Annotated in this window: 17 protein-coding genes; 4 read left to right on the top strand and 13 right to left on the bottom strand. The window is 46.3% G+C overall.

Annotation, left to right across the window (positions count from 1 at the left end):
• Positions 1-18 precede the first annotated feature (18 nt).
• The 6 genes from silP to silC form a co-directional block, all read right to left on the bottom strand.
• A complete protein-coding gene (silP, locus tag ACQG0S_RS21260) occupies positions 19-2,466 on the bottom strand; it encodes an Ag(+)-translocating P-type ATPase SilP (protein ID WP_001353604.1) in 2,448 nt (815 codons plus the stop codon).
• Between the two features lie 126 nt (positions 2,467-2,592).
• Positions 2,593-3,033: a DUF411 domain-containing protein gene (locus tag ACQG0S_RS21265; RefSeq protein ID WP_000758228.1), complete on the bottom strand. Its 441-nt coding sequence runs from the start codon at positions 3,031-3,033 to the stop codon at positions 2,593-2,595.
• 85 nt (positions 3,034-3,118) lie between these two features.
• Positions 3,119-6,265, bottom strand: a complete 3,147-nt coding sequence (silA, locus tag ACQG0S_RS21270) for a Cu(+)/Ag(+) efflux RND transporter permease subunit SilA (protein WP_000574029.1) — start codon at positions 6,263-6,265, stop codon at positions 3,119-3,121.
• Positions 6,266-6,275: 10 nt separating this feature from the next.
• A complete protein-coding gene (silB, locus tag ACQG0S_RS21275; protein ID WP_000157620.1) occupies positions 6,276-7,568 on the bottom strand; it encodes a Cu(+)/Ag(+) efflux RND transporter periplasmic adaptor subunit SilB in 1,293 nt (430 codons plus the stop codon).
• 113 nt (positions 7,569-7,681) lie between these two features.
• Positions 7,682-8,035: a cation efflux system protein CusF gene (cusF, locus tag ACQG0S_RS21280; RefSeq protein WP_001246155.1), complete on the bottom strand. Its 354-nt coding sequence runs from the start codon at positions 8,033-8,035 to the stop codon at positions 7,682-7,684.
• 27 nt (positions 8,036-8,062) lie between these two features.
• On the bottom strand, positions 8,063-9,448 hold the full coding sequence (gene silC, locus ACQG0S_RS21285) for a Cu(+)/Ag(+) efflux RND transporter outer membrane channel SilC (RefSeq protein WP_000475506.1): 1,386 nt from the start codon (positions 9,446-9,448) through the stop codon (positions 8,063-8,065).
• A gap of 189 nt (positions 9,449-9,637) precedes the next feature.
• Between silC and silR the strand changes: the two genes are divergently transcribed.
• The 4 genes from silR to copM all read left to right on the top strand — a co-directional run bounded on the left by silR (position 9,638) and on the right by copM (position 12,966).
• Entirely contained in the window at positions 9,638-10,318 is a 681-nt protein-coding gene (gene silR, locus ACQG0S_RS21290) for a copper/silver response regulator transcription factor SilR (protein WP_000697968.1), read from the top strand.
• Positions 10,311-11,792: a copper/silver sensor histidine kinase SilS gene (silS, locus tag ACQG0S_RS21295; RefSeq protein ID WP_000555736.1), complete on the top strand. Its 1,482-nt coding sequence runs from the start codon at positions 10,311-10,313 to the stop codon at positions 11,790-11,792. Before silR ends, silS begins: the two co-directional genes overlap by 8 nt.
• 244 nt (positions 11,793-12,036) lie before the next feature.
• On the top strand, positions 12,037-12,468 hold the full coding sequence (silE, locus tag ACQG0S_RS21300; RefSeq protein ID WP_000790485.1) for a silver-binding protein SilE: 432 nt from the start codon (positions 12,037-12,039) through the stop codon (positions 12,466-12,468).
• Between the two features lie 147 nt (positions 12,469-12,615).
• A complete protein-coding gene (gene copM, locus ACQG0S_RS21305) occupies positions 12,616-12,966 on the top strand; it encodes a CopM family metallochaperone (protein WP_000647571.1) in 351 nt (116 codons plus the stop codon).
• A 168-nt stretch (positions 12,967-13,134) separates the two neighbouring features.
• Here copM and ACQG0S_RS21310 read toward each other — a convergent pair whose 3' ends face one another.
• The 7 genes from ACQG0S_RS21310 to ACQG0S_RS21340 all read right to left on the bottom strand — a co-directional run bounded on the left by ACQG0S_RS21310 (position 13,135) and on the right by ACQG0S_RS21340 (position 23,112).
• Positions 13,135-14,961: an AAA family ATPase gene (locus ACQG0S_RS21310; protein ID WP_001239419.1), complete on the bottom strand. Its 1,827-nt coding sequence runs from the start codon at positions 14,959-14,961 to the stop codon at positions 13,135-13,137.
• A 563-nt stretch (positions 14,962-15,524) separates the two neighbouring features.
• Positions 15,525-15,824 (bottom strand): helix-turn-helix domain-containing protein, encoded by a 300-nt coding sequence (locus ACQG0S_RS21315; protein ID WP_001097216.1) that lies wholly within the window; start codon positions 15,822-15,824, stop codon positions 15,525-15,527.
• A 352-nt stretch (positions 15,825-16,176) separates the two neighbouring features.
• Positions 16,177-17,103 carry a hypothetical protein gene (locus tag ACQG0S_RS21320; protein ID WP_176265438.1) on the bottom strand — a complete coding sequence of 309 codons (927 nt, stop codon included), beginning with the start codon at positions 17,101-17,103 and terminating at the stop codon, positions 16,177-16,179.
• 11 nt (positions 17,104-17,114) lie between these two features.
• A complete protein-coding gene (locus tag ACQG0S_RS21325) occupies positions 17,115-18,671 on the bottom strand; it encodes a TnsD family Tn7-like transposition protein (RefSeq protein ID WP_032245338.1) in 1,557 nt (518 codons plus the stop codon).
• A gap of 40 nt (positions 18,672-18,711) precedes the next feature.
• Positions 18,712-20,160, bottom strand: a complete 1,449-nt coding sequence (locus tag ACQG0S_RS21330; protein WP_001049180.1) for an ATP-binding protein — start codon at positions 20,158-20,160, stop codon at positions 18,712-18,714.
• Positions 20,160-22,283, bottom strand: a complete 2,124-nt coding sequence (locus tag ACQG0S_RS21335; protein ID WP_000351437.1) for a transposase — start codon at positions 22,281-22,283, stop codon at positions 20,160-20,162. Before ACQG0S_RS21335 ends, ACQG0S_RS21330 begins: the two co-directional genes overlap by 1 nt.
• The gene (locus tag ACQG0S_RS21340; protein ID WP_000090707.1) at positions 22,270-23,112 is read right to left on the bottom strand and encodes a TnsA endonuclease N-terminal domain-containing protein; all 843 of its coding nucleotides are present in this window, start codon (positions 23,110-23,112) and stop codon (positions 22,270-22,272) included. Before ACQG0S_RS21340 ends, ACQG0S_RS21335 begins: the two co-directional genes overlap by 14 nt.
• Positions 23,113-23,214: the final 102 nt, after the last annotated feature.

Consider the following 23,214-nt stretch of genomic DNA (forward strand, 5'->3'; position numbering starts at 1 on the left):
CTGACCCTTCACTCAGTGTTATTTCCCGAGCCTGACACTTTTCAGACGCAACGCATTCACAATGACGCTGACGGAGGAAAGAGCCATGGCCGCCGCCGCAATAACTGGCGACAGCAGTATTCCATACACAGGATAAAGCAGACCTGCAGCCACAGGCACGCCAAGTGCGTTGTAGATAAATGCAAAAAACAGATTCTGACGGATATTTTTCATGGTGATCTCTGACAGATGACGGGCCCTGTTCAGTATCATCAAGTCGCCTTTGAGAAGGGTGACTCCGGCACTTTCAATTGCCACATCTGTACCCGTTCCCATGGCTATACCCACGTCAGCCGCTGCCAGCGCCGGGGCATCATTCACACCGTCTCCGGCCATCGCAACCACATGGCCAGACTCTTTCAGTCGGGTTATCACTGCTTTTTTGCCATCCGGCAGAATTCCGGCTTCAACCTCATCTATTCCCAGTTTCCGTGCGACTGCTTCAGCAGTAAGCTGGTTATCCCCGGTGAGCATAACGATGCGGATCCCCGCCTGACGCAAAGCTTTAAGCGCATCCGGCGTGGTTGTTTTCACGGGATCCGAGATAGCTATCAGGCCTGCAAGGTCCCCGTCTGTGGCCACATAGATAACGGTAGCGCCTTCCATCCGCAACGTATCCGCAACGGCCTTTTGATTATCAATAACTATACTGTTTTCCTGCATAGCCAGTTCATTACCAATAACAACCCGTTGACCTTCGACATCGCCTGAGACACCTTTACCCGACGGTGCATCGAAATGAGTGACTGCGGGTATTGCGATCCCCTTTTCCTGTGCTGCTTTAACTACTGCCATACCCAGCGGATGCTGCGAGCCTTTTTCCACTGCGGCTGTTACACGCAAAAGAGATGTTTCCCCACCCGGATTGAGACTGATAATCCCTGTCACCGTAGGCGAACCTTCCGTGAGCGTGCCTGTTTTGTCGACAACCAGCGTGTCCACTTTTTCAAGACGCTCAAGGGCTTCGGCATTCCTGATTAACACCCCGGCCTGGGCTCCTTTGCCCACCCCCACCATTATCGACATCGGCGTGGCCAGCCCCAGCGCGCAGGGACAGGCAATAATCAGGACCGACACAGCCGCAATGAGACCGTGCGCCATCCTGGGCTCGGGCCCCCAGACAGACCAGATCACGAAAGCAACAACCGCGATAAGTATCACCAGAGGAACAAACCAGCCTGAAACGCTGTCAGCCATTCTCTGGATGGGGGCACGCGAACGCTGTGCATCAGCGACCATCTGAACAATTCGTGAGAGCATTGTTTCATCACCGACTTTCTCTGCACGGATGATGAGACTCCCTGTCTGATTAATGGTCCCCCCGATGACAGGGTCACCCTCCGTTTTGGTAACCGGCATAGATTCCCCGGTCACCATCGATTCATCAACGGTTGTTTTGCCTTCGATCACGATACCGTCGACCGGAATACTCTCTCCAGGTCTGATGCGGAGCTTATCGCCAGGCAGGACATCTTCCGCATTAATATCCGTTTCATGACCGTCATGATCCAGCCGTCTGGCGGTTTTGGGGGCAAGGTTCAGAAGCGCAGTAATGGCGCCTGAGGTTTGTTCCCGTGCCCGCAGCTCAAGAACCTGTCCCAGCAGAACAAGCACCGTAATAACTGCTGCGGCTTCAAAATAAACGGCCACCAGGCCATCCATGTTTCTGAACGATGCAGGAAACCAGGAGGGGAAGACGGTTGCAATGACGCTGTAAACCCAGGCTACGCCGGTCCCCATTGCAACAAGGGTAAACATATTCAGGGAGCGGTTACGTAACGACATTCCGGCCCGGGCGAAGAATGGCCAGCCACACCACAACACGACAGGGGAGGCCAGAAGCAGCTGCAGCCATGTGTTGTACTGTGGCGGTACTGTATTCCTCAACTCGGGAAACAGATGAGATCCCATTTCGAGTACCAGAACCGGAAACGCCAGCAACAACCCCAGCCAGAAGCGTCTTGTCATGTCGTGAAGTTCATCACTCGGCCCCGTGGATGCCGTAGCTACGAGCGGCTCCAGTGCCATTCCACAGACAGGACAGCTTCCGGGACCACTGCGGCGTATCTCCGGGTGCATCGGACATGTCCACACACCTTCAGAATTCTCTTTTTCCGCCTGGTGGTGAGGCTGTTTTATCTGATCAGGGCTGACTTCGTGATGATCGTGGTGATGGTGATGGGAATGTTCACTGGCATCTTCGGTAAGATAACGATCGGGATGGGCTTTAAATTTACTCTCACAGCTGGCGGAGCAGAAATAAAGTTGATGGTCCTGGTATCGAATGCTGCTGTGCGCCCTGTCGGGCAGGATGGCCATCCCGCACACGGGATCTCTCACCTTATGCAATACGTGGCCCTCGTCCGGGGATAATGTCTGCTCAGAAGCAGTCTGGTTGTTGTGTTGCACTGCATTGTCATTTTTCACAGTAACTCTCCTTATGCATACCGAAGCATCTTCTGTCTTCAGGGTATGTCATGGATGCGATTACCACGAATATCGCCGGCACAGGAGTGCCTGCTACCGGCGTCCCGTTATCAGCCGTTCCGCTGACTATTCGATTCGCTGGAAGACTTTTTTACTTCCATCCGGTGAGAATGCGATAACATCGTAAGCCTCTTTTCGGGCTCCCATCTCCATTCCAGGACTTCCTGCTGGCATACCGGGGGTGGCGAGACCGTATATACCTGAACCAGACTGCATTGCCTTATGTATCGTTGTCGCAGGCACATGGCCTTCAATGATCAAATTACCGGCAACCGCGGTATGACAACTTCGCAGTCCTGCAGGAATAGCATGCTTTTCTTTCAGGGCTGACAGCGCCTGATCATTCATGACGTGAGTTCGTACTTCAAACCCGTCTTTTTCCATCGCTTTGCCCCACAGGGAACAACAGCCACAGTTTTCAGATTTGTACATATCAATCACTTTTTCACTCGCCATCGCGGGCAGTGAAAGGCCGAGAGCCAGCGCCATCAGAACCACTTTTTTCATACTCACCTCTGTATATTATCGATTTAAACCCTGACGTCAGGGTGAATCAGTAAAGAAGGACACCCACAGGGGTGCCCTTTCAGGTTCAGGACACGCTTTTTTTATGTCTGCGCAGCCAGATTAATTTGTAGGCGGCAGGAATAATGAACAGGGACAGCAGCGGAGCCGTGATCATCCCACCAATCATGGGTGCCGCGATACGGCTCATGACTTCTGAACCTGCACCGGTTCCCCAGAGTATTGGCAGCAGACCCGCAATGATCACCGCCACGGTCATGGCTTTCGGCCGGACACGCAGTACGGCACCATGATAGAGGGCTTCATCAAGGCCTTCCGGTGTGAACGTCTCTTTACGGGACAATTCCGGGTGCGCTTCAATGGCATGACGCAGATACATCAGCATGACCACGCCAAACTCTGCTGCCACCCCGGCCAGAGCGATAAACCCCGTTCCGGTTGCGACAGACATATGGAAGCCCTGCCAGTACAGGAACCATATCCCGCCAACCAGGGCGAACGGCAGGCTCATCAGGATCAGCAGGGCTTCATCAACCCGGCGGAATGCCAGATACAACAGGATGAAGATGATCATCACCGTCATCGGCACCATCAGCTTCAGTTTCTTGTTGGCATGCTCAAGCAGTTCAAACTGTCCGGAGAATGACACGCTGGTACCCGGTCTCAGTTTCACTTTCTGACTGATCGCCGTTTTAATGTCATTAACCACCGACACCATATCCCTGCCGCGCGCGTCAATGTAAATCCAGCTGGCTGGACGGGCATTTTCCGTTTTCAGCATAGTCGGCCCGGAAACGACCTTAATATCCGCAACATCGCCCAGCGTGATCTGCTGCTTCATCGGGGTCAGGATCGGCATCTGTTTCAGGGCCTGCGGGCTGTTCCGGTAATCCTGCGGATAGCGGATATTAATCGGGTACCGGGCCACGCCTTCAACCGTTTCCCCTACCGTCGCGCCGCCGATGGCTGATGAGATGAACAGCTGCACATCGCCCACCGTCATTCCGTAGCGGGAGGCTTTTTCCCGGTTGATATCCACATCAATGTAGCGCCCGCCTTCCAGTCGCTCTGCGAGAGCAGACACTACGCCGGGTACGGTTTTGGCGACCGCTTCGATACTCTGCGCCGTTGCATCGATATCGGACAGAACCGTTCCGGACACCTTGATACCTATCGGGCTTTTGATCCCGGTTGAGAGCATATCAATACGGTTACGGATTGGCGGCACCCAGAGGTTTGCCAGCCCCGGTAAACGGACGGTCCTGTCGAGTTCTTCAATAATCTTGTCAATCGTCATGCCTGGACGCCACTGATCCTCAGGTTTGAGCTGGATCGTGGTTTCAACCATTTCGAGCGGTGCGGAATCCGTGGCGGTCTCTGCTTTACCGGTCTTGCCAAATACAGAGGCCACTTCAGGAACGCTTTTGATTAACTTGTCCGTCGTCTGCAGGAGCGCTGCAGCTTCAGCCGGAGAGACACCCGGCAGGGTCGACGGCATATACAACAGGTCGCCCTCGTTAATCTTCGGCAGAAACTCACCGCCCACCTGGCTCAGCGGCCAGATAACGGTGAAAATGGACAAGGCCGCAACCAGCAGGGTTGTTTTTGGCCAGTGGAGAACCCGCAACAGCAATGGATGATACGCTTTGATCAGTACCCGGTTCAGGGGGTTACTGGTCTCTGCAGGAATTTTCCCCCGGATCCAGAATCCCATCAGAATCGGAATGACGATGATGGCCAGCGCGGCCGCGCCCGCCATGGAGTACGTTTTCGTGAATGCCAGCGGGCCAAACAGACGTCCTTCCTGACCTTCCAGGGTAAAGATAGGAATAAAGGACAGGGTGATGATCAGCAGGCTGATAAACAGTGCGGGTCCCACTTCAACGGAGGCATCGGTAATCACCTTCCAGCGGGTGGCGTTGTCAATCTGCTCACCCGGATGCTGATGATCCCACTCCTCAAGCCGCTTATGCGCATTCTCAATCATCACAATGGCGGCATCCACCATCGCACCGACGGCAATCGCTATCCCTCCCAGCGACATGATATTGGCGTTCAGTCCCTGGAAGTGCATGACGATAAAGGCGATACACAGACCAAGCGGCAGAGAGATAATCGCCACCAGGGCAGAACGTACGTGCCACAGGAACAGGGCACAGACGATGGCCACCACGATAAACTCTTCCAGAAGTTTGGAACTGAGGTTATCAATCGCCCGGTCGATGAGCTGGCTGCGATCGTAGGTGGTCACGATTTCAACGCCTTCCGGCAGGCTGGCCTTCAGCGTCTCAAGTTTATCCCTCACTGCCGTGATAACGTCGCGTGCATTTTTACCCGACCGCAGGATCACCACGCCGCCAGCGACTTCGCCCTGGCCGTTCAGCTCGGCAATACCACGCCGCATTTCAGGCCCGGTCTGCACGCGGGCAACATCCCGCAGATAAACCGGCACGCCGTTCTCGCCTGTTTTCAGGACGATGTTATTAAAATCATCAATGCTCTGAAGATAACCGCTGGCACGGACCATATACTCAGCTTCGGCCATTTCAACGGATGAGCCACCGGCCTCCTGGTTAGACGATTCAAGGGCCTGTTTCACTTCGGGCAGGCTGATACCATACTGAGACAATTTTACCGGATTGACCTGAATCTGGTACTGTTTCACCACGCCGCCAACCGAAGCGACCTCAGCCACGTTCGGGATGGTTTTCAGCTCAAATTTCAGGAACCAGTCCTGCAGAGAACGCAGTTCTGAAAGGTCGTGTTTTCCGCTGCGATCGACAAGGGCATATTCAAATATCCAGCCCACCCCCGTGGCGTCCGGACCGATTTCAGAACTCACACCGGCGGGCAGTTTTCCCTGTACCTGGTTCAGGTACTCCAGCACGCGGGAACGGGCCCAGTACAGATCGGTGCCGTCTTCAAAAATGACATACACATACGAATCACCGAACTGTGAAAAACCACGCACGGTTTTTGCGCCAGGCACGGACAGCATGGTGGTGGTAAGTGGATAGGTGACCTGGTTTTCTACAATCTGCGGGGCCTGGCCGGGATAGCTGGTTTTGATAATGACCTGCACATCTGACAGGTCAGGCAAGGCATCGACAGGCGTGTTAATAATCGTCCATGTGCCCCAGATGCTGAGAAACAGGGCCCCCATCATGACCAGGAAACGGTTGGCGACAGAGCGCCGGATAATCCATTCAATCATCGTCGTCTCCTCAGTGCCCTGAATGCATATTTACAGGCTGGTCAGACATTGCTGGCATACTGCTTTCTGTTTTTTCAGGGTGGCGCATACGTTCCAGTGCGCCCGTAATATTGGCTTCAGAGTCAATGAGGAACAGGCCACTGACCACCACGGTATCGCCTTCATTCAGGCCGGAGCCGATGCCGGACTGTTGCTGTGACTCATGCAGAACGTGGATCTGTTTCGGCACAAACTTGCCTTCATCATCAACAGTAATCACGCGCTGTTCTTTGCCGGTATCGATAACGGCCTGGCTTGGTATCAGCAGCATCTCCTGGCTTCTGGTATTCAGTTTCAGATAGGCATTCATGCCCGGCTTGAGAAACTCATCCTTATTAGAAACCTGGAGACGGACCTGAAGCGTACGGGTTGTCTGATCCACGCTGGGAAGAATATTCCATTTTTCGACATGGAATGTTTTATCCGGATAAGCCGGTACCGAAATTTCAAACTGCGACGTATCTTTCAGCAGATAGGCGATAGATTCTGGCACTGCAGCGCTGATCCAGACCGGGTCCATTCCCTGAATCTGAGCCACCACCTTATCTTTCGAAATATTCATGCCGGTGCGCAGGTCAAATGCAGTAATGACACCATCAATAGGTGCTTTAATGGTAAAACGGGTCTGAATGCTCCGGGTAGAACGCAGTCTCTGAATATCCTCTTCCGGCATACCTGCCAGGCGAAGCCGTTCCAGAACGCCTTTAATTTGCGTGGAAGTACCACCGGTGCTGGATAACAGAAGGAATTCACTCTGTGCTTCCACCCAGTCCGGAATGGTAATATCGATAAGTGGCGTCCCCTTCTTCACATGATCGCCAATCGTCATGGGGTAGACTTTTTCGACAAACCCGTCAGAACGCGCCTGCACAATAACAAACTGATACTCGTTATAGCTGACATTAGCCGGGATTGTCTGAGAATAATTCAGCATTCCTCGCGTGACTTTTTGCGTTTTTAATCCCAGATTCTGAACCTGGGTTGGGTCGATACGGATCCCGCCACTGCTTTTATCGCCACTGTCATCAGCATATTTTGGCACCAGGTCCATATCCATAAAGGGCGATTTTCCGGGTTTATCAAATTTGGTATCCGGTTTCATTGGGTCATACCAGAAAAGCACCTTTCGTTCCGGTGCCTTTTGTTCTGTTTTTTCTGTCTTTTGTGCTGAGTTTACATACTGCCAGGCAGTAACCGATATCAGCCCCCCTGCTATGAGGCTGCTGATAATTATTGCAGCATATTTTATCTTTAAAGAAGCCATACAATTTTCCGCTAAAAAATCAAAACACCTGGCATATGCGCCTGACGGTTAACTCACACATATACCTATGTGAATGTACAGGCGCACAGGATGTAATCGCTCCGGACAGCCAATCAGGACTGCGTCACGTTAATGCTTTTGAGTAAGGAGATATTGCCCTGCTGAATAAACGAGAAATCGACATGGTTGCCTGTTTTCAGGGCATTAATAGCATCGTCTGCATTAACAAAAGTAAAGCGCATGGTCATTGCAGGCCAGCCCACCGCTGGAATTGCTTCATGCGAAATGGTGATTTTCTTAGTATTCATATCAATGTCTTTAACGACACCGGTGCCCTTGATAACTTGCTGTACCGAAGCATCACTGGCAGTATTCATATCGCCATGCTGATGTGTTTCAGCATGAAGACCGGCAGAAAACATGACAGAGAAGGCACCAAATAAAACGGCTTTAAGTGAATTACGCATTTTAATTTCCTGATTAATTAAATAAATTTACTCTACCCAACCGCCACCCAGCGCGGTAAACAGATTAATTTCGTTAACCTGCCGGGAATAGGTAAGATCGAGAATGGTTTGCTGGGTAGCGAAGAGGGAACGTTCTGCATCCAGCACTTCGATGTAACTGACAGCACCACTTGCATACAATCCTCTGGCACGCTGGAGAGTTATCTGAAGTGAATCAAGATAACGCTGCTGTGACTCAAGTTGCTGGCTAAGGCTGTCGCGCAGCGCAAGCGTGTCGGAAACATCCTTAAAGGCTGACTGAATTTTTTGTTCGTAATTAACCACCGACTGTTGCTGGCGAATTTCAGCCAGCTTCAGATTGGCTTTATTCCTGCCAGCATTAAATATAGGAATTTCAATTTTAGGGATAAAATTCCACATTCCACTTCCTGACGTAAACAGGCTGGACAGCTCCGTACTGCTTGCGGAAAGACCACTGGTCAGGGTAATTGAGGGGAAAAAGGCCGCTCGCGCTGCGCCAATATTGGCATCAGCCGCTTTCAGCTGATATTCCGCTTCCATAATATCCGGTCGCTGCAGCAAAATTTGTGAAGACAGATTTGGTGGCAATTTTACTGGGGCTATCTCCCCGCCTTTCATCCCTTTTTCTGACGGAAGTGCGCGGTACGTTCCCAGCACCAGTTGCAGGGCATTGTTTGCCTGAGCCAGATCGCCTTCTCGTTTGGCTATTTCGGCGCGGGTACTTTCGATTTGTCCTCGCGCCTGTTCAAGTGCCAGAACGTTCGTACTCCCGGTCACGAGCTGCTGCTCAACGAAAGCATAGGACTGTTGATAATTTTTCAGCGTTTCCCGCGCAATACGAAGTTGTTCGTACGCCAGTTGCTGGCTGAAATAGCTTTGTGAAACGTTGGATACCAGCAGGATGTGTACGGCCCGACGGGCTTCTTCGCTGGCAAAGTAGTTCTGGCGATCAGCATCACTCATGTTCTTAAGTTTGCCGAAAAAATCGAGCTCATAGCTGAGCTCCAGTCTCGCGTCGTACTCCTGTGTGGTCGGCTTGTCACCTTTCAGACCACCGCTGTATGTTATCCCGGATGAGGCATTCAGCTGGGGATAACGATCTGCATCCGTGACGTTGAACTGGGCTCGGGCCTCTTCAACCTTCAGGGCAGCCATTCTCAAATCACGGTTATTAGTCAGAGCTTCACCGATCAACCGGGTAACCTGGGGATCGACAAAAAAGTTACGCCAGCCCGTATCCTGATAGCCATTTACCGCTGGCGTCAGGCTGTTATGGGACAGTGAAAACTGCTGGGGTACCGGTGCTGCGGGCCGCTGATATTCAGGCGCAAGCGACACGCAGCCTGCCAGGATGAATATCGTGCTAATGCTGAGTAATTTTAATTTGAACATAACGCTTCTCGTCCAGGCAGACCTGGTAAATGGTTCAAATGAAGTCCAGAGTATTGATAGGGGTACTTTACCTAACGCTCTCTGTTTGCCGGGTGACAGGATAATGACAATGTTGTCATTTTTGCTGTAATCCGTTGATAACGATCGTGGGCGCAATAGAATGACATTAGCAGCCAGCCGGGGAGCAAGATGAAAATATTGATCGTCGAAGACGAAATTAAAACAGGTGAATATCTCAGCAAAGGGCTTACAGAGGCAGGGTTCGTAGTGGATCACGCTGATAATGGTCTTACCGGATATCATCTCGCCATGACAGCCGAGTATGATTTAGTCATTCTGGATATCATGCTACCTGATGTGAACGGCTGGGATATCATCCGCATGCTGCGCACTGCCGGAAAGGGTATGCCGGTCTTACTGCTGACAGCCCTCGGCACGATCGAACATAGGGTCAAAGGACTGGAACTGGGTGCGGACGATTATCTGGTTAAACCCTTTGCGTTTGCCGAACTGCTCGCCCGGGTGAGAACCCTTCTGAGGCGGGGAAACACGATGATCACGGAAAGCCAGTTTAAGGTGGCTGACCTCTCGATTGATCTCGTATCCAGAAAAGTCAGTCGCGCCGGAAACCGCATTGTGCTCACCAGTAAAGAGTTCAGCCTGCTGGAATTCTTCATTCGCCATCAGGGAGAGGTTCTTCCCCGCTCCCTGATTGCCTCTCAGGTCTGGGACATGAATTTTGACAGCGACACTAATGCGATCGATGTCGCAGTAAAGCGACTCCGCGCTAAAATAGACAACGATTACGAGACAAAGCTGATCCAGACAGTCCGGGGCGTGGGCTACATGCTGGAGGTCCCGGATGCATAGCAAACCTTCCAGACGCCCTTTCTCACTCGCTCTGCGGCTGACCTTTTTTATCAGCCTGTCCACGATACTGGCTTTTATCGCATTCACCTGGTTTATGCTGCATTCTGTTGAAAATCATTTTGCCGAGCAGGATGTCAGCGATCTTCAACAAATCAGCACCACACTGAACCGTATACTGCAGTCCCCGGTGGATCCGGATGATAAAAAAATAAGCAAAATAAAGGAATCAATTGCCAGCTACCGCAACGTTGCCCTTTTGCTCCTCAATCCCAGGGGGGAAGTGCTCTTTAGCTCAGCTCAGGGGGCGGCACTACGCCCGGCAGTGAATTCAGCAGATTTTAGCGAGCACAGCCGCGCACGGGATGTCTTTCTCTGGACGGTGGAGGATCCTGCGGGACCGATGGATACCGGGTCCGAAATGAAGATGGAAACATACAGGATTATCGCCTCCTCTGGTCAGGCGATATTTCAGGGCAAACAGCAGAACTATGTCATGCTGACTGGCCTATCCATTAATTTCCATCTCCATTACCTCGATGCGCTGAAAAAGAACCTGATTGCGATTGCCGTCGTGATAAGCCTGTTGATTGTTCTGATCATTCGAATCGCTGTCCGTCAGGGGCACCTGCCCCTTCGTAATGTCAGCAATGCCATTAAAAACATCACCTCCGAGAATCTTGATGCGCGACTGGAACCGACACGCGTTCCCATTGAGCTGGAGCAACTGGTTATCTCGTTCAATCATATGATTGGAAAGATTGAGGATGTCTTTACCCGCCAGGCCAATTTCTCTGCCGATATCGCGCATGAGATCAGAACGCCCATCACCAATCTGGTGACGCAGACTGAAATCGCACTGAGTCAGGATCGAACACAGAGGGAACTTGAGGATGTCCTCTATTCCAGTCTTGAAGAGTATAACCGGATGACCAAAATGGTCAGCGATATGCTGTTCCTGGCACAGGCAGATAATAATCAGCTGATACCTGACAGGGTCATGTTTGACCTCAGAGCGGAAGTCATGAAAGTCTTCGAGTTTTTCGAAGCCTGGGCCGAAGAACGCAATATCACGCTCAAATTTAACGGGATGCCCTGCCTGGTTGAGGGAGATCCACAAATGTTCAGAAGGGCGATCAATAATCTGTTATCCAATGCCCTGCGTTATACCCCGGAGGGACAGGCAATCACCGTCTCAATAAGAGAGCAGGAGAGCTTTTTTGACCTTGTGATTGAAAATCCGGGGAAACCAATCCCTGAAGAGCATTTATCAAGGTTGTTTGACCGTTTTTATCGGGTGGATCCGTCCAGACAACGAAAAGGAGAAGGCAGCGGCATCGGCCTTGCGATTGTGAAGTCAATCGTGGAAGCACATCACGGAAGAGTGCAGGTGGAATCGGACGTACACTCAACGCGTTTTATCTTATCCGTGCCCAGACTGGAGAAAATGATTCCGGACACCCAGTGCTGGGAATAAAGATTTAAATGACAAAGATGTCATTAGCCTGTCATGCAGCAAACAGAAGCCATTCGATATAATTAGTGCAACTTATCAGGAAGGCTGGATTGCTTTATCAATATCCGGCGTCAGTGGACGCCAGGAAATGAATATCCAGTCCCCTCCCGGAGAAATAAACACTTCCGAACCTGTTTCAGTTATGGAACTGAAAACACCGGTTGTACTCCCCCGGACATCACTAATTAAGAAATGGAGAGTTATCATGAAAAATATCGTATTAGCATCCTTGCTGGGCTTTGGCTTAATTTCTTCGGCCTGGGCCACTGAAACCGTGAATATCCATGAGCGGGTCAACAATGCACAGGCACCTGCTCACCAGATGCAGTCTGCTGCGGCTCCTGTCGGGATCCAGGGGACTGCACCTCGTATGGCCGGTATGGACCAGCATGAACAGGCCATTATTGCTCATGAAACCATGACGAACGGGTCGGCGGATGCGCACCAGAAAATGGTGGAAAGTCATCAGAGGATGATGGGAAGTCAGACCGTTTCCCCTACCGGGCCGTCGAAGTCATTAGCGGCAATGAATGAGCATGAAAGAGCTGCAGTTGCCCATGAATTTATGAATAACGGTCAGTCTGGCCCACATCAGGCCATGGCCGAAGCGCATCGTCGCATGCTCAGTGCAGGCTGACGGCGAGGGAAGTATCTGTGCTGTCCTTATTTCCTTGATAGATTTTTCCGTAACCGGATATATGGCAACATCTTTGCCCCCTACAGGGGGCATTTTTATCAGATTCTGCTACAGTTAACGGGCATCAACGCTAAAAGGATATTTTTTATGAAAGCCAGAAACACTTTATTTGCAGTATTAATGTTATCCCTGCCAGCGATTTCAGCAGAACATTCAGAAATGAAAATGACTGATATGTCTACCTCGGCTTCGTCACAGGAATATATGGCTGGCATGAAAGACATGCATGACAAAATGATGGCTGCCGTAAATGAGTCCGATCCCGACAAGGCTTTTGCGAAAGGCATGGTAGCGCACCATGAAGGGGCAATAGCAATGGCTGAGACCGAGCTCAAATACGGAAAAGATCCGAAAATGAGAAAGCTCGCGCAGGACATCATTAAAGCTCAAAAAGGTGAAATTGAGCAGATGAATAAATGGCTTGATAGTCAAAAGTAAACATTGTAGAAATGTCACGACAAGCGTGATTTTACATCGTTCCTGGGCGCGGGAGTCGGTTAATCTTTATATAATTCAAACCCGATTAATTTCGGGTTTTTACTACTCTGTACTCCGGTCCTTTGTTGAGGACCGGAATATATGCACCTGAGATGCTTATTTAATACATTATCTCGTCATGGATACAATGTCGCTCAGGATCTCAACCAGCTCGCTTCTCTCCTGCGTTCCGTCATGATAGGTTGATCTTGAGATGATTCTTTCTGATGTCATCTGAGGCCAGAATTTATCTAGTACATTATCGGGTTTCATTCCCACAGCCCGGCCGATTATTTTTTTAGCGTCACAGGTGTCCGTAAACGTGACGGCTACACCAGTAATTTCCTCGATAAGATCCGGGCACAGATAGTTTTCTATCTCACGTTTGCGCGTAGCGAAAAATACCTTACCGGCCTCCTCTACTTCTTTTTTACGCTTCTGGATGGACAGAACCTGTGCAGGGTCTCCCCCAATATCGGAGTCCAGAAATACGCACCAGGGAAGCCCCAGATCTTTGGCCAGATTCAATGTAACCCAGTGTTTGACGCTACCACACCCTCCTATGAGGACTGGCACTATTTTCACGTCCTCCAGAGAGGCTGGCAGCGCACCTGACTGTTTTAATGAACTGGCCGCATGCCTCAGGAAAGTAACATCCGACTTTCCCTCTACCAGAACAATCCCCTGCGCCCTTTCCATACCGGTCTCTGGCAGCACCCCCAGGCTTTCAGTGGCTTCCTTCAGCACTGCGTCATCCGGCATTTTTACTACGGGTTCACCCGCCTCATTTCGGGTAACATAACGTACGCCTTCGACAGGGATTAATCCGGCCAGCGCCGGGACATGGGTGGTGACGATAATCTGACGGTGCGGCTGGCCTGCCAGTGCCAGTAACGCTTTCATCAGCATCATCTGATAGTTCGGATGCTGTGACGTTTCAGGCTCCTCTATGGCATAAATCACATTTCTGGGCGTCCCCGCGACATTCTTTTCAGCCTCAGCCCGAAAAAAATTCAACAGGATAAGCCTCCTTATCCCGCTGCCGCGCTTATTGATGGGGATGCCATTTTCCCCGTCCAGGGTGAAATTGAAGGTCCACTTGGGTTTCTCCTTAAATCGTGGAGTCAGTTCACTGGCGAGTTCGGGGGCCATTTCACGTAATTTATCCAGCGTTCTCTGTGCGACATCCAGGACGCTGTCCTGAATCTCATTTTCCAGCGCTGTAATTTTGTCCTGCAGCGCAGCCTGAGCGTCTTTTACGGCCTGCTGTAAGGGGTTTTTAGCTTCGGAATCCCCGTCGCTGCTTTCCCTGTCGGCTTTGAAAATCGCATACGTGGGCAGCAAATCGAGGATCTTACCCCATAATGATTTTGTGTCGGTTCCGAACTCTTTATCGACATCCAGCATAATTTCCGAACAGGTATAGGGGGCTGCGGCTTCCCTGATGGCCTGACGCCATAACGATGCAGTGCGTTTATCCGCCACATTTTTTTCAACTTCTTTTCCCACCGCCTTGAGCTCAGAAATTTTCATGCCCAGTAAATTTCTCAGGGGCTCCTCATCCGGGTGGATGCAGCGGATGCAGGTCTGCTCCGGTTTTCCTGAGGTCGTTGCTTTAAACGTTTTGACGATTTCAAAATTGCCGTCCTCATTCAGCAGATGTTCTGAGGCGAGCGTGGTCTGCACCCTGTCGTCGATCATGATAAAATCGGGCAGGTCATCAAATTCACAGGCTATTTCAAAACGGCCGTCCCCTTCTCTTAGGCTGAAACAGTTCATGTCATTCTTGTCAGCCTTCATTCCTTCTGTTTCAAAAAAAATAGCCAGCGCTTCCAGAAGCGTTGATTTCCCAAAGTCATTACGACCGACAATACCCGTCATGCTTTCATCAATAATGATTTCAGTAGAGTTTCTGTAGCCTCTGAAGTTTTTCAGTTTTAATTTTCTGAGCCGCATATGAAGTCCTGTGTGTAAGAAAGCGTTTTGCTGCAACCTGAATACAAAATATATTTTCAAATGCCTGCCAACAAGCAGGGATAACCGTTATTCAGAATATCTTAACGACATTTCGGGATTATGATCTGGTCGCGCTTTCAGAACTTTACTGCCCCTCAAAACACCGGAAACTAACTTGTGGTTGGTTACATGGCAAAGTTAAAACTCCAGAATCACGGGTAATGATTTCAATGCTTATTATATTTTTTGGAATTGACTCATGAGCTTTATAATTTAAATGATAATAATAACCATTTTTTTATGCGTAATATTTGCTACTGACACTGATGAATTTAAAAGAAGATAGATTTTCATTTACGGATTATTTCCTAAATTCATCGATAATGTGATCGACATAAAATTTTCACTGAAGAATGAAGAGATAATTTAAGGCCGAGCGAAATAGCTCAAAATGGTGTATTTAACATAACAGAAGAAATGAAAGGCTCTATCGCAACCTGATACTTCAGGCCGCTAAGGGGTTAATCTTGTTGAAGAAAAATTAGACCGGGAAGCGCCAGGCGTCACCATTTCTCCCGCCTGGCTGGAAGTGAAGAATAATTGTGCATAGCTCCGTATTCGGGCTTTGCATCTGACAATGGTTCCCTGGATGAAAGTACGATCTCCACTCCAAGGACGCTGAACACCCTAAACAAACGCTCAAAACCCGCACTTGCAGGGTTGGCCTCTAGTCGGGCATAAGTTTGCTGTGTTATACCCAAACGTTCAGAAACATCTTTTTGCGTCAGTCCATTGGCTTTGCGAAAGCCGATTAAAACAGGACGTAACTGATTCAAAGTCTTCAAAGCGTATTGAGTGTTCATAAGTGACCTTCCGTATCGACGAGTTAACAAGCATAACGCAGGGATTTACAGCATATAGGCTGTAATGCTCATTAACAGACTATAGGCTGTAATACGAATCCTGCCAAGATGCGGCATCTTTCAAATACAAGGCCGTATTGGGTAAGCAGTACACCGTTATATAGCACCCCTTGCCCCTTTGCTGGAGAGGGACCCACGTGATCGCAGGTCTTTTAGACGTTGTTGCTAACCGGCATCATACACAGGTGGTAACCCCCAGGGAAACTCTATGAGTGATAATTTATTCCTGCCACAGTCAAAATATAAAACCTTATCTAACTAGCTTTCTTAGTATTTTATAAATGAAGTGAAATTAGCGAAGAAGTTTTACATTGTAAAGTGAGCAAAAATATTTACCATTCAACTGGCAAAATTTACAATCTGCAGCCCTTAGCCTGAGAAAATGCACATTAACAGAATAATCATCAAGTCCGATAGAGGCATAACTTACGTCCTCAAAAATATCAGAAATAAATGAGTTGAAATTACAAAAATTAACTTCACTTAACATCTTGAACACCGCAGAAATATATCTATCATGCATTATCTTGACTTCGATAACCTTAGATAAACTTGAATGCGACTTACATTTGAAGAGATCAAAGAGAAAGTAAATCAGCATATTTTTATTGTCCGAAATCCATTTTAAAATTTTATTACGTGCACATGGTAATATATACACTGGATTTTTGAAAGGGTTTGAAACGTCAACCACAAGGGAACAATAACCATGAGGATTTATTCCACTTATAATTAAGTCACTAAGTCCTTTCACTGCATTCAAATAGTTATCAAAACAAACCTCATATAAACTGGTACTATGAACTGCACATTTAGATTCAAACAACCATCTATGACGCAGATAACCAATGCCTTTAGAGTGTATATCTTCAACAATACATTTGTGACAGTAACGAATGTTTGAGATGTTTACCAATGGATATGAATTAGTTATGTGAAAATTTTTCCGACAGGCATCTTCAACAGCGTTAAAATACCCGTAAACACCAGAAAATAACGACACTATATTGGAAGTTAGTATATAACCATTTCTAGTGGCAAGAATGTCATATATATCCTGCAAGCTATGCAATTTGTACATATCAATCAGTTCGAAACGAGGAAAGGCATCGTACCTTAGTGCGCCATGCTTTGATATTATGTTCCTGCAATTGGATAAGTTATACATTATCTGTGAACGCAGAAGAAAACTGTGCCACAATTCATTTTCGTAAACCATATAACTCCCTCTTATTTAATTAGTTCCATTTTTCTGAGAAGTATCATTGTCATTGGTAGTTTATCTCTGTATTTCAAAAGCCAGCCATGCCCTCCCAGTAAAGCATCTAGACTTGTAAGTGACATCGAGTACTGCCCCTGAGATAAAACATCATTTATTAATGATGATGAGATAATATCTCTCTCGCTCCAGTCTACTCTTTTATTTTTATAGCATCGTATTGTTTTAGGAAGACAGGAATTAAGCCAGTCACATTCATGTTTATTTAGCCAATAGAAACTTGCATAACAACTTTCTTTGACTAACTTTCGTGTTATAGAAACGGATTGATTATGTATAAATCTTAATATTTTCTGCTTATGACGCCGTCTTAAAGAATCTTTTTTACATTTTTTACGCCATGAGCATAAACCGTAACAAGATGAAATTACAGAGGATACAGCTCCTTCCGATAATGAGTTTTTCTCAGCTATGGATGCCAGACTAAACCCCCTTACAGCCATAGACTTGATAAGCAATTCAGTGAATATATTAATTTTTGTGTTTCGCTTAAACGCCCTCAGGTATTTTTTATAAATAAGTGTTTTAATGTAACATCTGCTGCGACTAAATTCCTTCCCAAGGTTGCTAACACTAGTATTATTTTCAACTATATGAAAACTGTATTTCTTATGACTTTTAAAGATTTCTTTCTTTTTATTAGTACGACTTCCTGCATACGTTGGCCAGCAAGTATTTAACAAACAATAACAAAGCAAAAGATGCTTTGTGGGATGCTGACAACATTTGTCTTTGAGTATAGGCTCCCAGTAATGATAATCAGTTAGGGATGTTGGTATAAGTCCCGATGAACCCTCCCCAAATAACTGGCACTTAGCATAAACATGTGCGTAGAATACATTTTTCTTTAAATTTCCATCCAATGATAATAAATTCAACTTTTTAAGTACATCCATGTAATTGGGGTGTGTAATATCTTTTCTTCTGATTATATTTAGGGACTCATAACAAAACTTAGCAAAATCGAAGTCTATCTCATTGCTAAGTTGTTCTGTATACGAAACAGGAGGCATCAGTCCAATACGTATGTGCGGTGAAGAAGGGACATGGATGCTTTCAAGCGCTACCGGATGCCGATGGCAGGTTGTAACCCCATGAAGCTGATGCGCCAGATGCCAATAAGTAACACCATAATGAAAAGTATCTTCACGAGCGCAAACCGGGCAAAACTTCAATAGTGTGCGCTGCCCTAGTGAAAAATTACTAAGGCGGCACAATCGATTAAGCCTGGCAGGGGTCGTGTTGAAATCCATAATTTCATTACGACTGATTGGTAGTGCCCAGGCAAAAAGAGGGAGTAAAGTCTGTTCATGCCAGAGCTGATCTGCCCTTTCGGATGTATGAAGAGAAATAGCCTTTAATCCTGAATTGAGAATTGGATGGACGTTCATATCAGGTTTGTTGAAAATGATCGTTAACAGAGAAGATGGGGACATACCGTACACGGTAGTTGTCCGACAAAACCGGCTGAACAAGGATTCATCAGGCAAAACAGGCAACATTCTCATTTCCCACACCTCTCTTTGACCGTTACGAACTGTTACCTCATTACAATTTATTAAGTGGATCTATATTTATAAGCCCGCAACGCTGAAGAGCATCGTAGGTATTTTTCTTTTCAGCTGTTCTGTTGATAACAAGATCGTGGTCAAGAGACAGTATTTTCTCGTCGAAATTGCGCAAAACCTCGTCTATTTTTCCTACGAATTCCTTGTGCTGTGGCCTGTCTATATCCCCAGGGATCAAAGACTTTAGGGACTTCTCTGCCATGATTTTAGCCGAAGCATCACCCTCATTAGATGCAGAGAGCCATTTAGCTTCCTCATCTTCAGTCGCGGCCCCCGGGAGTGGAGTATCCTTATATTCCTCCGTATGACTCACGAGTACCGGTACAGAGGCCGACAAGACTGCGCCAGTGATGATTTCATTGCCGCTACCGATAACCTTTAATTGTGCCCCCCGATAAATCATCTGAGCCAATCCAATATTGCCTTTAGATAAAATGAATAATTTTTCGTTTAACTCATCATTTAATGGAGTTTCAACATTTGTCCATTGTAATGGCCATAAATAATGAATAAACGATTGCCAGTCTTGTGAATCGTATCTAACATTCTTAATTTTCATGTAACCACCAGACTCTGCCCGCCTGGCAATTCTCATTTTCTTTGTCAGCGTCTCGTCAAAAGGATGATTTCCACAAAAAACCATAGATACCCCCATGGAATCTACAATTTCATGTAAAAAATCAATCAACTTACTCTCACCCCCGGTTCTTGAAAATTTAAGCCTCTGCATTTCATCAATAACAAGGATACCCAAAAATGATGATTTAATTCTTTGTGCAATCTGGCGAGCCAGAGCACCATTTCTAATCTCAGGTGTAGTTCGTTCAATACCAATTGCATCATCTAATTTTTGTAAAATCTCTTCACAAAGGTCTCTCACACTTGAATTGTATGGACAATTAATCTTTACCCATACAATTTGCTTACTGAAGCCGGGAAAAACTCCTTTATAGCTGCTGTGTTCTATAATCTGAGGGAAATGATCCATGACTTGCTCAATCATGGTAGTTTTTCCAGAACCACTCATTCCAACTATCGTAATAGTTTCAGCCTGGGATTTAAAATATCCACTTTCTGGCTCAATATCAGGACGCTCATTTCCATAGTAATGAAGATATTGAATTGTTCCGCTTTTTAAAGGATTACGAGCTGCATAGCTTTCCCTAAGTGCCCGTAAGATCATCTTATAAGCCTGGATAAGATTGGTTTGAGGGCAACGGAATTTCTTTATACGTTCGACATACTGCTCTCTAACATTCGCCGGGGCAGTCCAGCGGATTTTTTCGTCAATTTCGGGGAAATAACTCATTTCCAGAAGTACTTCATCTTCCGTAAGCGCTTCAGGAAGTGCTTCAATTAAGGGATTGCCACGATACTCAGGTAACTCCTGTTCTTTATATATCGCTGAAACGCGCCGTATAAGATTCATTATTCTGCGTCCTCAGTCTTCTTCTTACCTTTTAACCATCTTTGTTTCTCCTCCCGGCCAGGCAAAAGCAGAACATTACTGGATGAAGGAAGTAGGGGTTCAGATCTTCCATTAGCAACATGAGTTCGCCCTAATGAATCAAGTTCATTTTTCCTGTTCTTTTTAATATCTTTACCATGTACCCGGCGAGATTCGTATATTTCATTTAATCTTTCGTTACCTTTCCTGTTAAATTCATCTTTATTATTGATATTGCTGAGCGAATCCAGAGTAAATAAATTAATTTCTTTTTGAGTATCTACCCAATCAGCCATTACATCTGTATCAAGATGAGCTTTCCCTTTAAATACATCTCTTTTCTTAAGTAGGTAATGTTTTTTGAAAATGCTATTTTTGTCAAATCTTACATATATATAATCTACGCAATTGTCATCTATTCTTGCTTCACAAGTGGTTCTTCCAAATACTCTGACACCTGATGCAATTTCAGGATCACATTCATAAAAAAGATTATTGTACTGAATCCCACCGGCGGTAATGTTAGCGTTCACAGGGATTAACAATCGTGCGATCACTTCGTCGGCCCCAACGGCTCTTGCGCTGAATCTCCCGTGCTTTAAGCTTATCATCCAACTATTTTTTGGTGATATTACGAGATCATTTTCAATCAGTAAGGGATTGATATAAGCCAGTTCCTCATACGTTCTCTGATTATGTGCAAGTATCTCCCGAATCAGTAAAGACGTGACCTCCTGAATCGTTAAACAAGCCCTGGATTGCGGTGTTGGCTCTCCTTTAACAATCTTTCCCCTTCGTGTTGTTCCAATAAGCCTATGAATAACCTCATCATTCAGAATGCCGAAACAGCGTTCAACAATGCTTTTTCTGTCGCCTCTACCGACTGGCGCAAACTCAAGTTTTGTCAGGGGGGTCATCTCTTCCTGAGGTTTAAGACCAATCATCTCCCCGTTGTCACACATCAATGTTAATGGAATGTGAGAACAAGGCCAATCATCATCAGTAATAGAGATTCCAAATAATCTACAATATTCTTTTTTTGGCATAAAGCAATTTGCTAACGCTTGTCGGGCGGCTCGCCATGAAGCATGGTATAAAGAAACATGAAGGCCAACAATCATTCTTGTTGCACGATCCACCACTGTATAAATAGTAGGACGCCCAATGACTTTTCGTCTGTTTAAACTCGAAATAAGATGTACATCAGCGACAGTTGAGTCTATTTCGAAAACATCACCCGGCAAAACAGTTGTATTAGCCACACTACCTAAAAGCGCCCGCATTTTGAGGTCTATTTCTTTTTTCGTGTTCTTCTTATTTATCGAGAAATCTTTAGTGAAGAGTTTTTTATTCCAGTATGAAAATTGTTTTAAAGAAGGAACATATGGAGCTCTATTTTCTAGGTTTGCTGTTTTAATTTCATCCCTAAAATACAAATCAATATGTCTCTCTAATGTTTTCTTTATCGTATCTCCGTTAACTTTATAATGATACGTAATGAGAGATTTTCTAATATTATTTATATCTCTTTCATTAAGAATGAAAACACGTGATCGTTCATTAGGTAATGCTCTGTTTTTTTTGGAATTCCCAAGTTTAATTTCATGTTTGATTCTACTTTTCCCAGCGGCGCCACAGTTCGAGAATGCGGGTAGCAATGCATAAATATCCTGCCCATGTCGCCAATACAACGCCAGAAGCGTTCTGATAGTATATTGTGATATTTTTTTATTTCTTGAGTAATCCATTAAAAGGTGCGACTTTTTATGTAATGCATAGTCGAACAGAAACATTCTGTCATCTACAAGATCTTTAATGATATTGTAATTTTCATCTCGCCTTCCTCTGTCTTTATCTGTTAATTCTTTCTCATCTACTAACATATATGAAGGATATATATAATCTTTACAAGTTATGCTATTTGATTCAATATAATATTTAAACATTGAAAATGAGAAAGGGATTGGCTTACCCGTTCTTTCTGATTTTATTTTAAACAAAATTAACAAATCGACCTTTCTGTCAAAATCCAAAACACGGTAAAGTCCCTCTGCAAGCAAATCAGTGCCTTGAGAGAGCCAGACTGAATTCCTAATAATATCCATTTGCGTTCAGTCCTATATAGTGGTCATTGGAAATTATCTTTATCAGACCGGTTTCGAGTATTGGATATGATAAATCAACATTTATCATTTTTAATCCAATCATTGCCTGCAATAACATCATCGCTTCTTGTGCATCTACCCCAAAGATTGATGAAATCATTGCACGTAGTCCTACTATGGGATAAACATCTGGTTTAAGCTTCCATAGGATTTTATCAAGAGGATATTTATCATAAAATTCAGAACCATCTCTTAATACAGAAGTAGCCCAGCAAATGTTTTTACCGACGACGTTATTGAGTTCCGAGCCAACATAAATTTGAAACTCAACATCAATCAACTGCCAAAACATCCTCTCTATTTCAAGTTTTTGGGCTTCGCGTTCAGGTATGCTCTCGTTATGTTTTACTGCTATAGCTTTGTATCGAAGTCCGCCTTCAGGAGTTCTCAAGGTCAGTAAAAAATCGGTTGTCATAACATTCAGAACTTCGACAGGTACTCCTCTTACTCCCCTCACCATAGGATGTTGAAAATGTAGATGATTTGCTATTTGTTGGGTAAGCCGGAGAGGAAAGAGTGGGAATTGTTCCCGGATATCAATCACCGAGTCATTAAACTCAGCCAGATAGAAAAAGTTACTTTCGACAGAAGAAAGGAGATGATGGTTTCGAAACGTCTTAAGGCCAAAGACTATCGAACGGTTTCCACGGGATTTAACGTCCTGAGCTCTAAGCCAGGGCTGATAACTTTGGCCATAGCCCACTCCTATGCCGTCACCTAGCGCATTTTCATAATCCAAATAGGATTTGAGACGCCTACCCCTAGCCATGATCGTACCCTAAAAACGACATTGATACGTACCTATATGTGCATTTTATAGTCTCCAACCCTATAACCACACATTCAGTAAGTATACAACATTAGCGTCGTT

The sequence above is a fragment of the Enterobacter cloacae complex sp. 418I7 genome, assembly GCF_050030705.1.
GTDB classification, from domain to species: Bacteria; Pseudomonadota; Gammaproteobacteria; order Enterobacterales; family Enterobacteriaceae; genus Enterobacter; species Enterobacter intestinihominis.

What these genes read in the sequence shown, in the direction of transcription:
- ACQG0S_RS21265 (WP_000758228.1), bottom strand. Translation starts at nt 3,033, where the DNA reads ATGAAAAAAGTGGTTCTGATGGCGCTGGCTCTCGGCCTTTCACTGCCC.
- silA (WP_000574029.1), bottom strand. Translation starts at nt 6,265, where the DNA reads ATGATTGAATGGATTATCCGGCGCTCTGTCGCCAACCGTTTCCTGGTC.
- silB (WP_000157620.1), bottom strand. Translation starts at nt 7,568, where the DNA reads ATGGCTTCTTTAAAGATAAAATATGCTGCAATAATTATCAGCAGCCTC.
- cusF (WP_001246155.1), bottom strand. Translation starts at nt 8,035, where the DNA reads ATGCGTAATTCACTTAAAGCCGTTTTATTTGGTGCCTTCTCTGTCATG.
- silC (WP_000475506.1), bottom strand. Translation starts at nt 9,448, where the DNA reads ATGTTCAAATTAAAATTACTCAGCATTAGCACGATATTCATCCTGGCA.
- silR (WP_000697968.1), top strand. Translation starts at nt 9,638, where the DNA reads ATGAAAATATTGATCGTCGAAGACGAAATTAAAACAGGTGAATATCTC.
- silS (WP_000555736.1), top strand. Translation starts at nt 10,311, where the DNA reads ATGCATAGCAAACCTTCCAGACGCCCTTTCTCACTCGCTCTGCGGCTG.
- silE (WP_000790485.1), top strand. Translation starts at nt 12,037, where the DNA reads ATGAAAAATATCGTATTAGCATCCTTGCTGGGCTTTGGCTTAATTTCT.
- copM (WP_000647571.1), top strand. Translation starts at nt 12,616, where the DNA reads ATGAAAGCCAGAAACACTTTATTTGCAGTATTAATGTTATCCCTGCCA.
- ACQG0S_RS21310 (WP_001239419.1), bottom strand. Translation starts at nt 14,961, where the DNA reads ATGCGGCTCAGAAAATTAAAACTGAAAAACTTCAGAGGCTACAGAAAC.
- ACQG0S_RS21315 (WP_001097216.1), bottom strand. Translation starts at nt 15,824, where the DNA reads ATGAACACTCAATACGCTTTGAAGACTTTGAATCAGTTACGTCCTGTT.
- ACQG0S_RS21320 (WP_176265438.1), bottom strand. Translation starts at nt 17,103, where the DNA reads ATGGTTTACGAAAATGAATTGTGGCACAGTTTTCTTCTGCGTTCACAG.
- ACQG0S_RS21325 (WP_032245338.1), bottom strand. Translation starts at nt 18,671, where the DNA reads ATGAGAATGTTGCCTGTTTTGCCTGATGAATCCTTGTTCAGCCGGTTT.
- ACQG0S_RS21330 (WP_001049180.1), bottom strand. Translation starts at nt 20,160, where the DNA reads ATGAATCTTATACGGCGCGTTTCAGCGATATATAAAGAACAGGAGTTA.
- ACQG0S_RS21335 (WP_000351437.1), bottom strand. Translation starts at nt 22,283, where the DNA reads ATGGATATTATTAGGAATTCAGTCTGGCTCTCTCAAGGCACTGATTTG.
- ACQG0S_RS21340 (WP_000090707.1), bottom strand. Translation starts at nt 23,112, where the DNA reads ATGGCTAGGGGTAGGCGTCTCAAATCCTATTTGGATTATGAAAATGCG.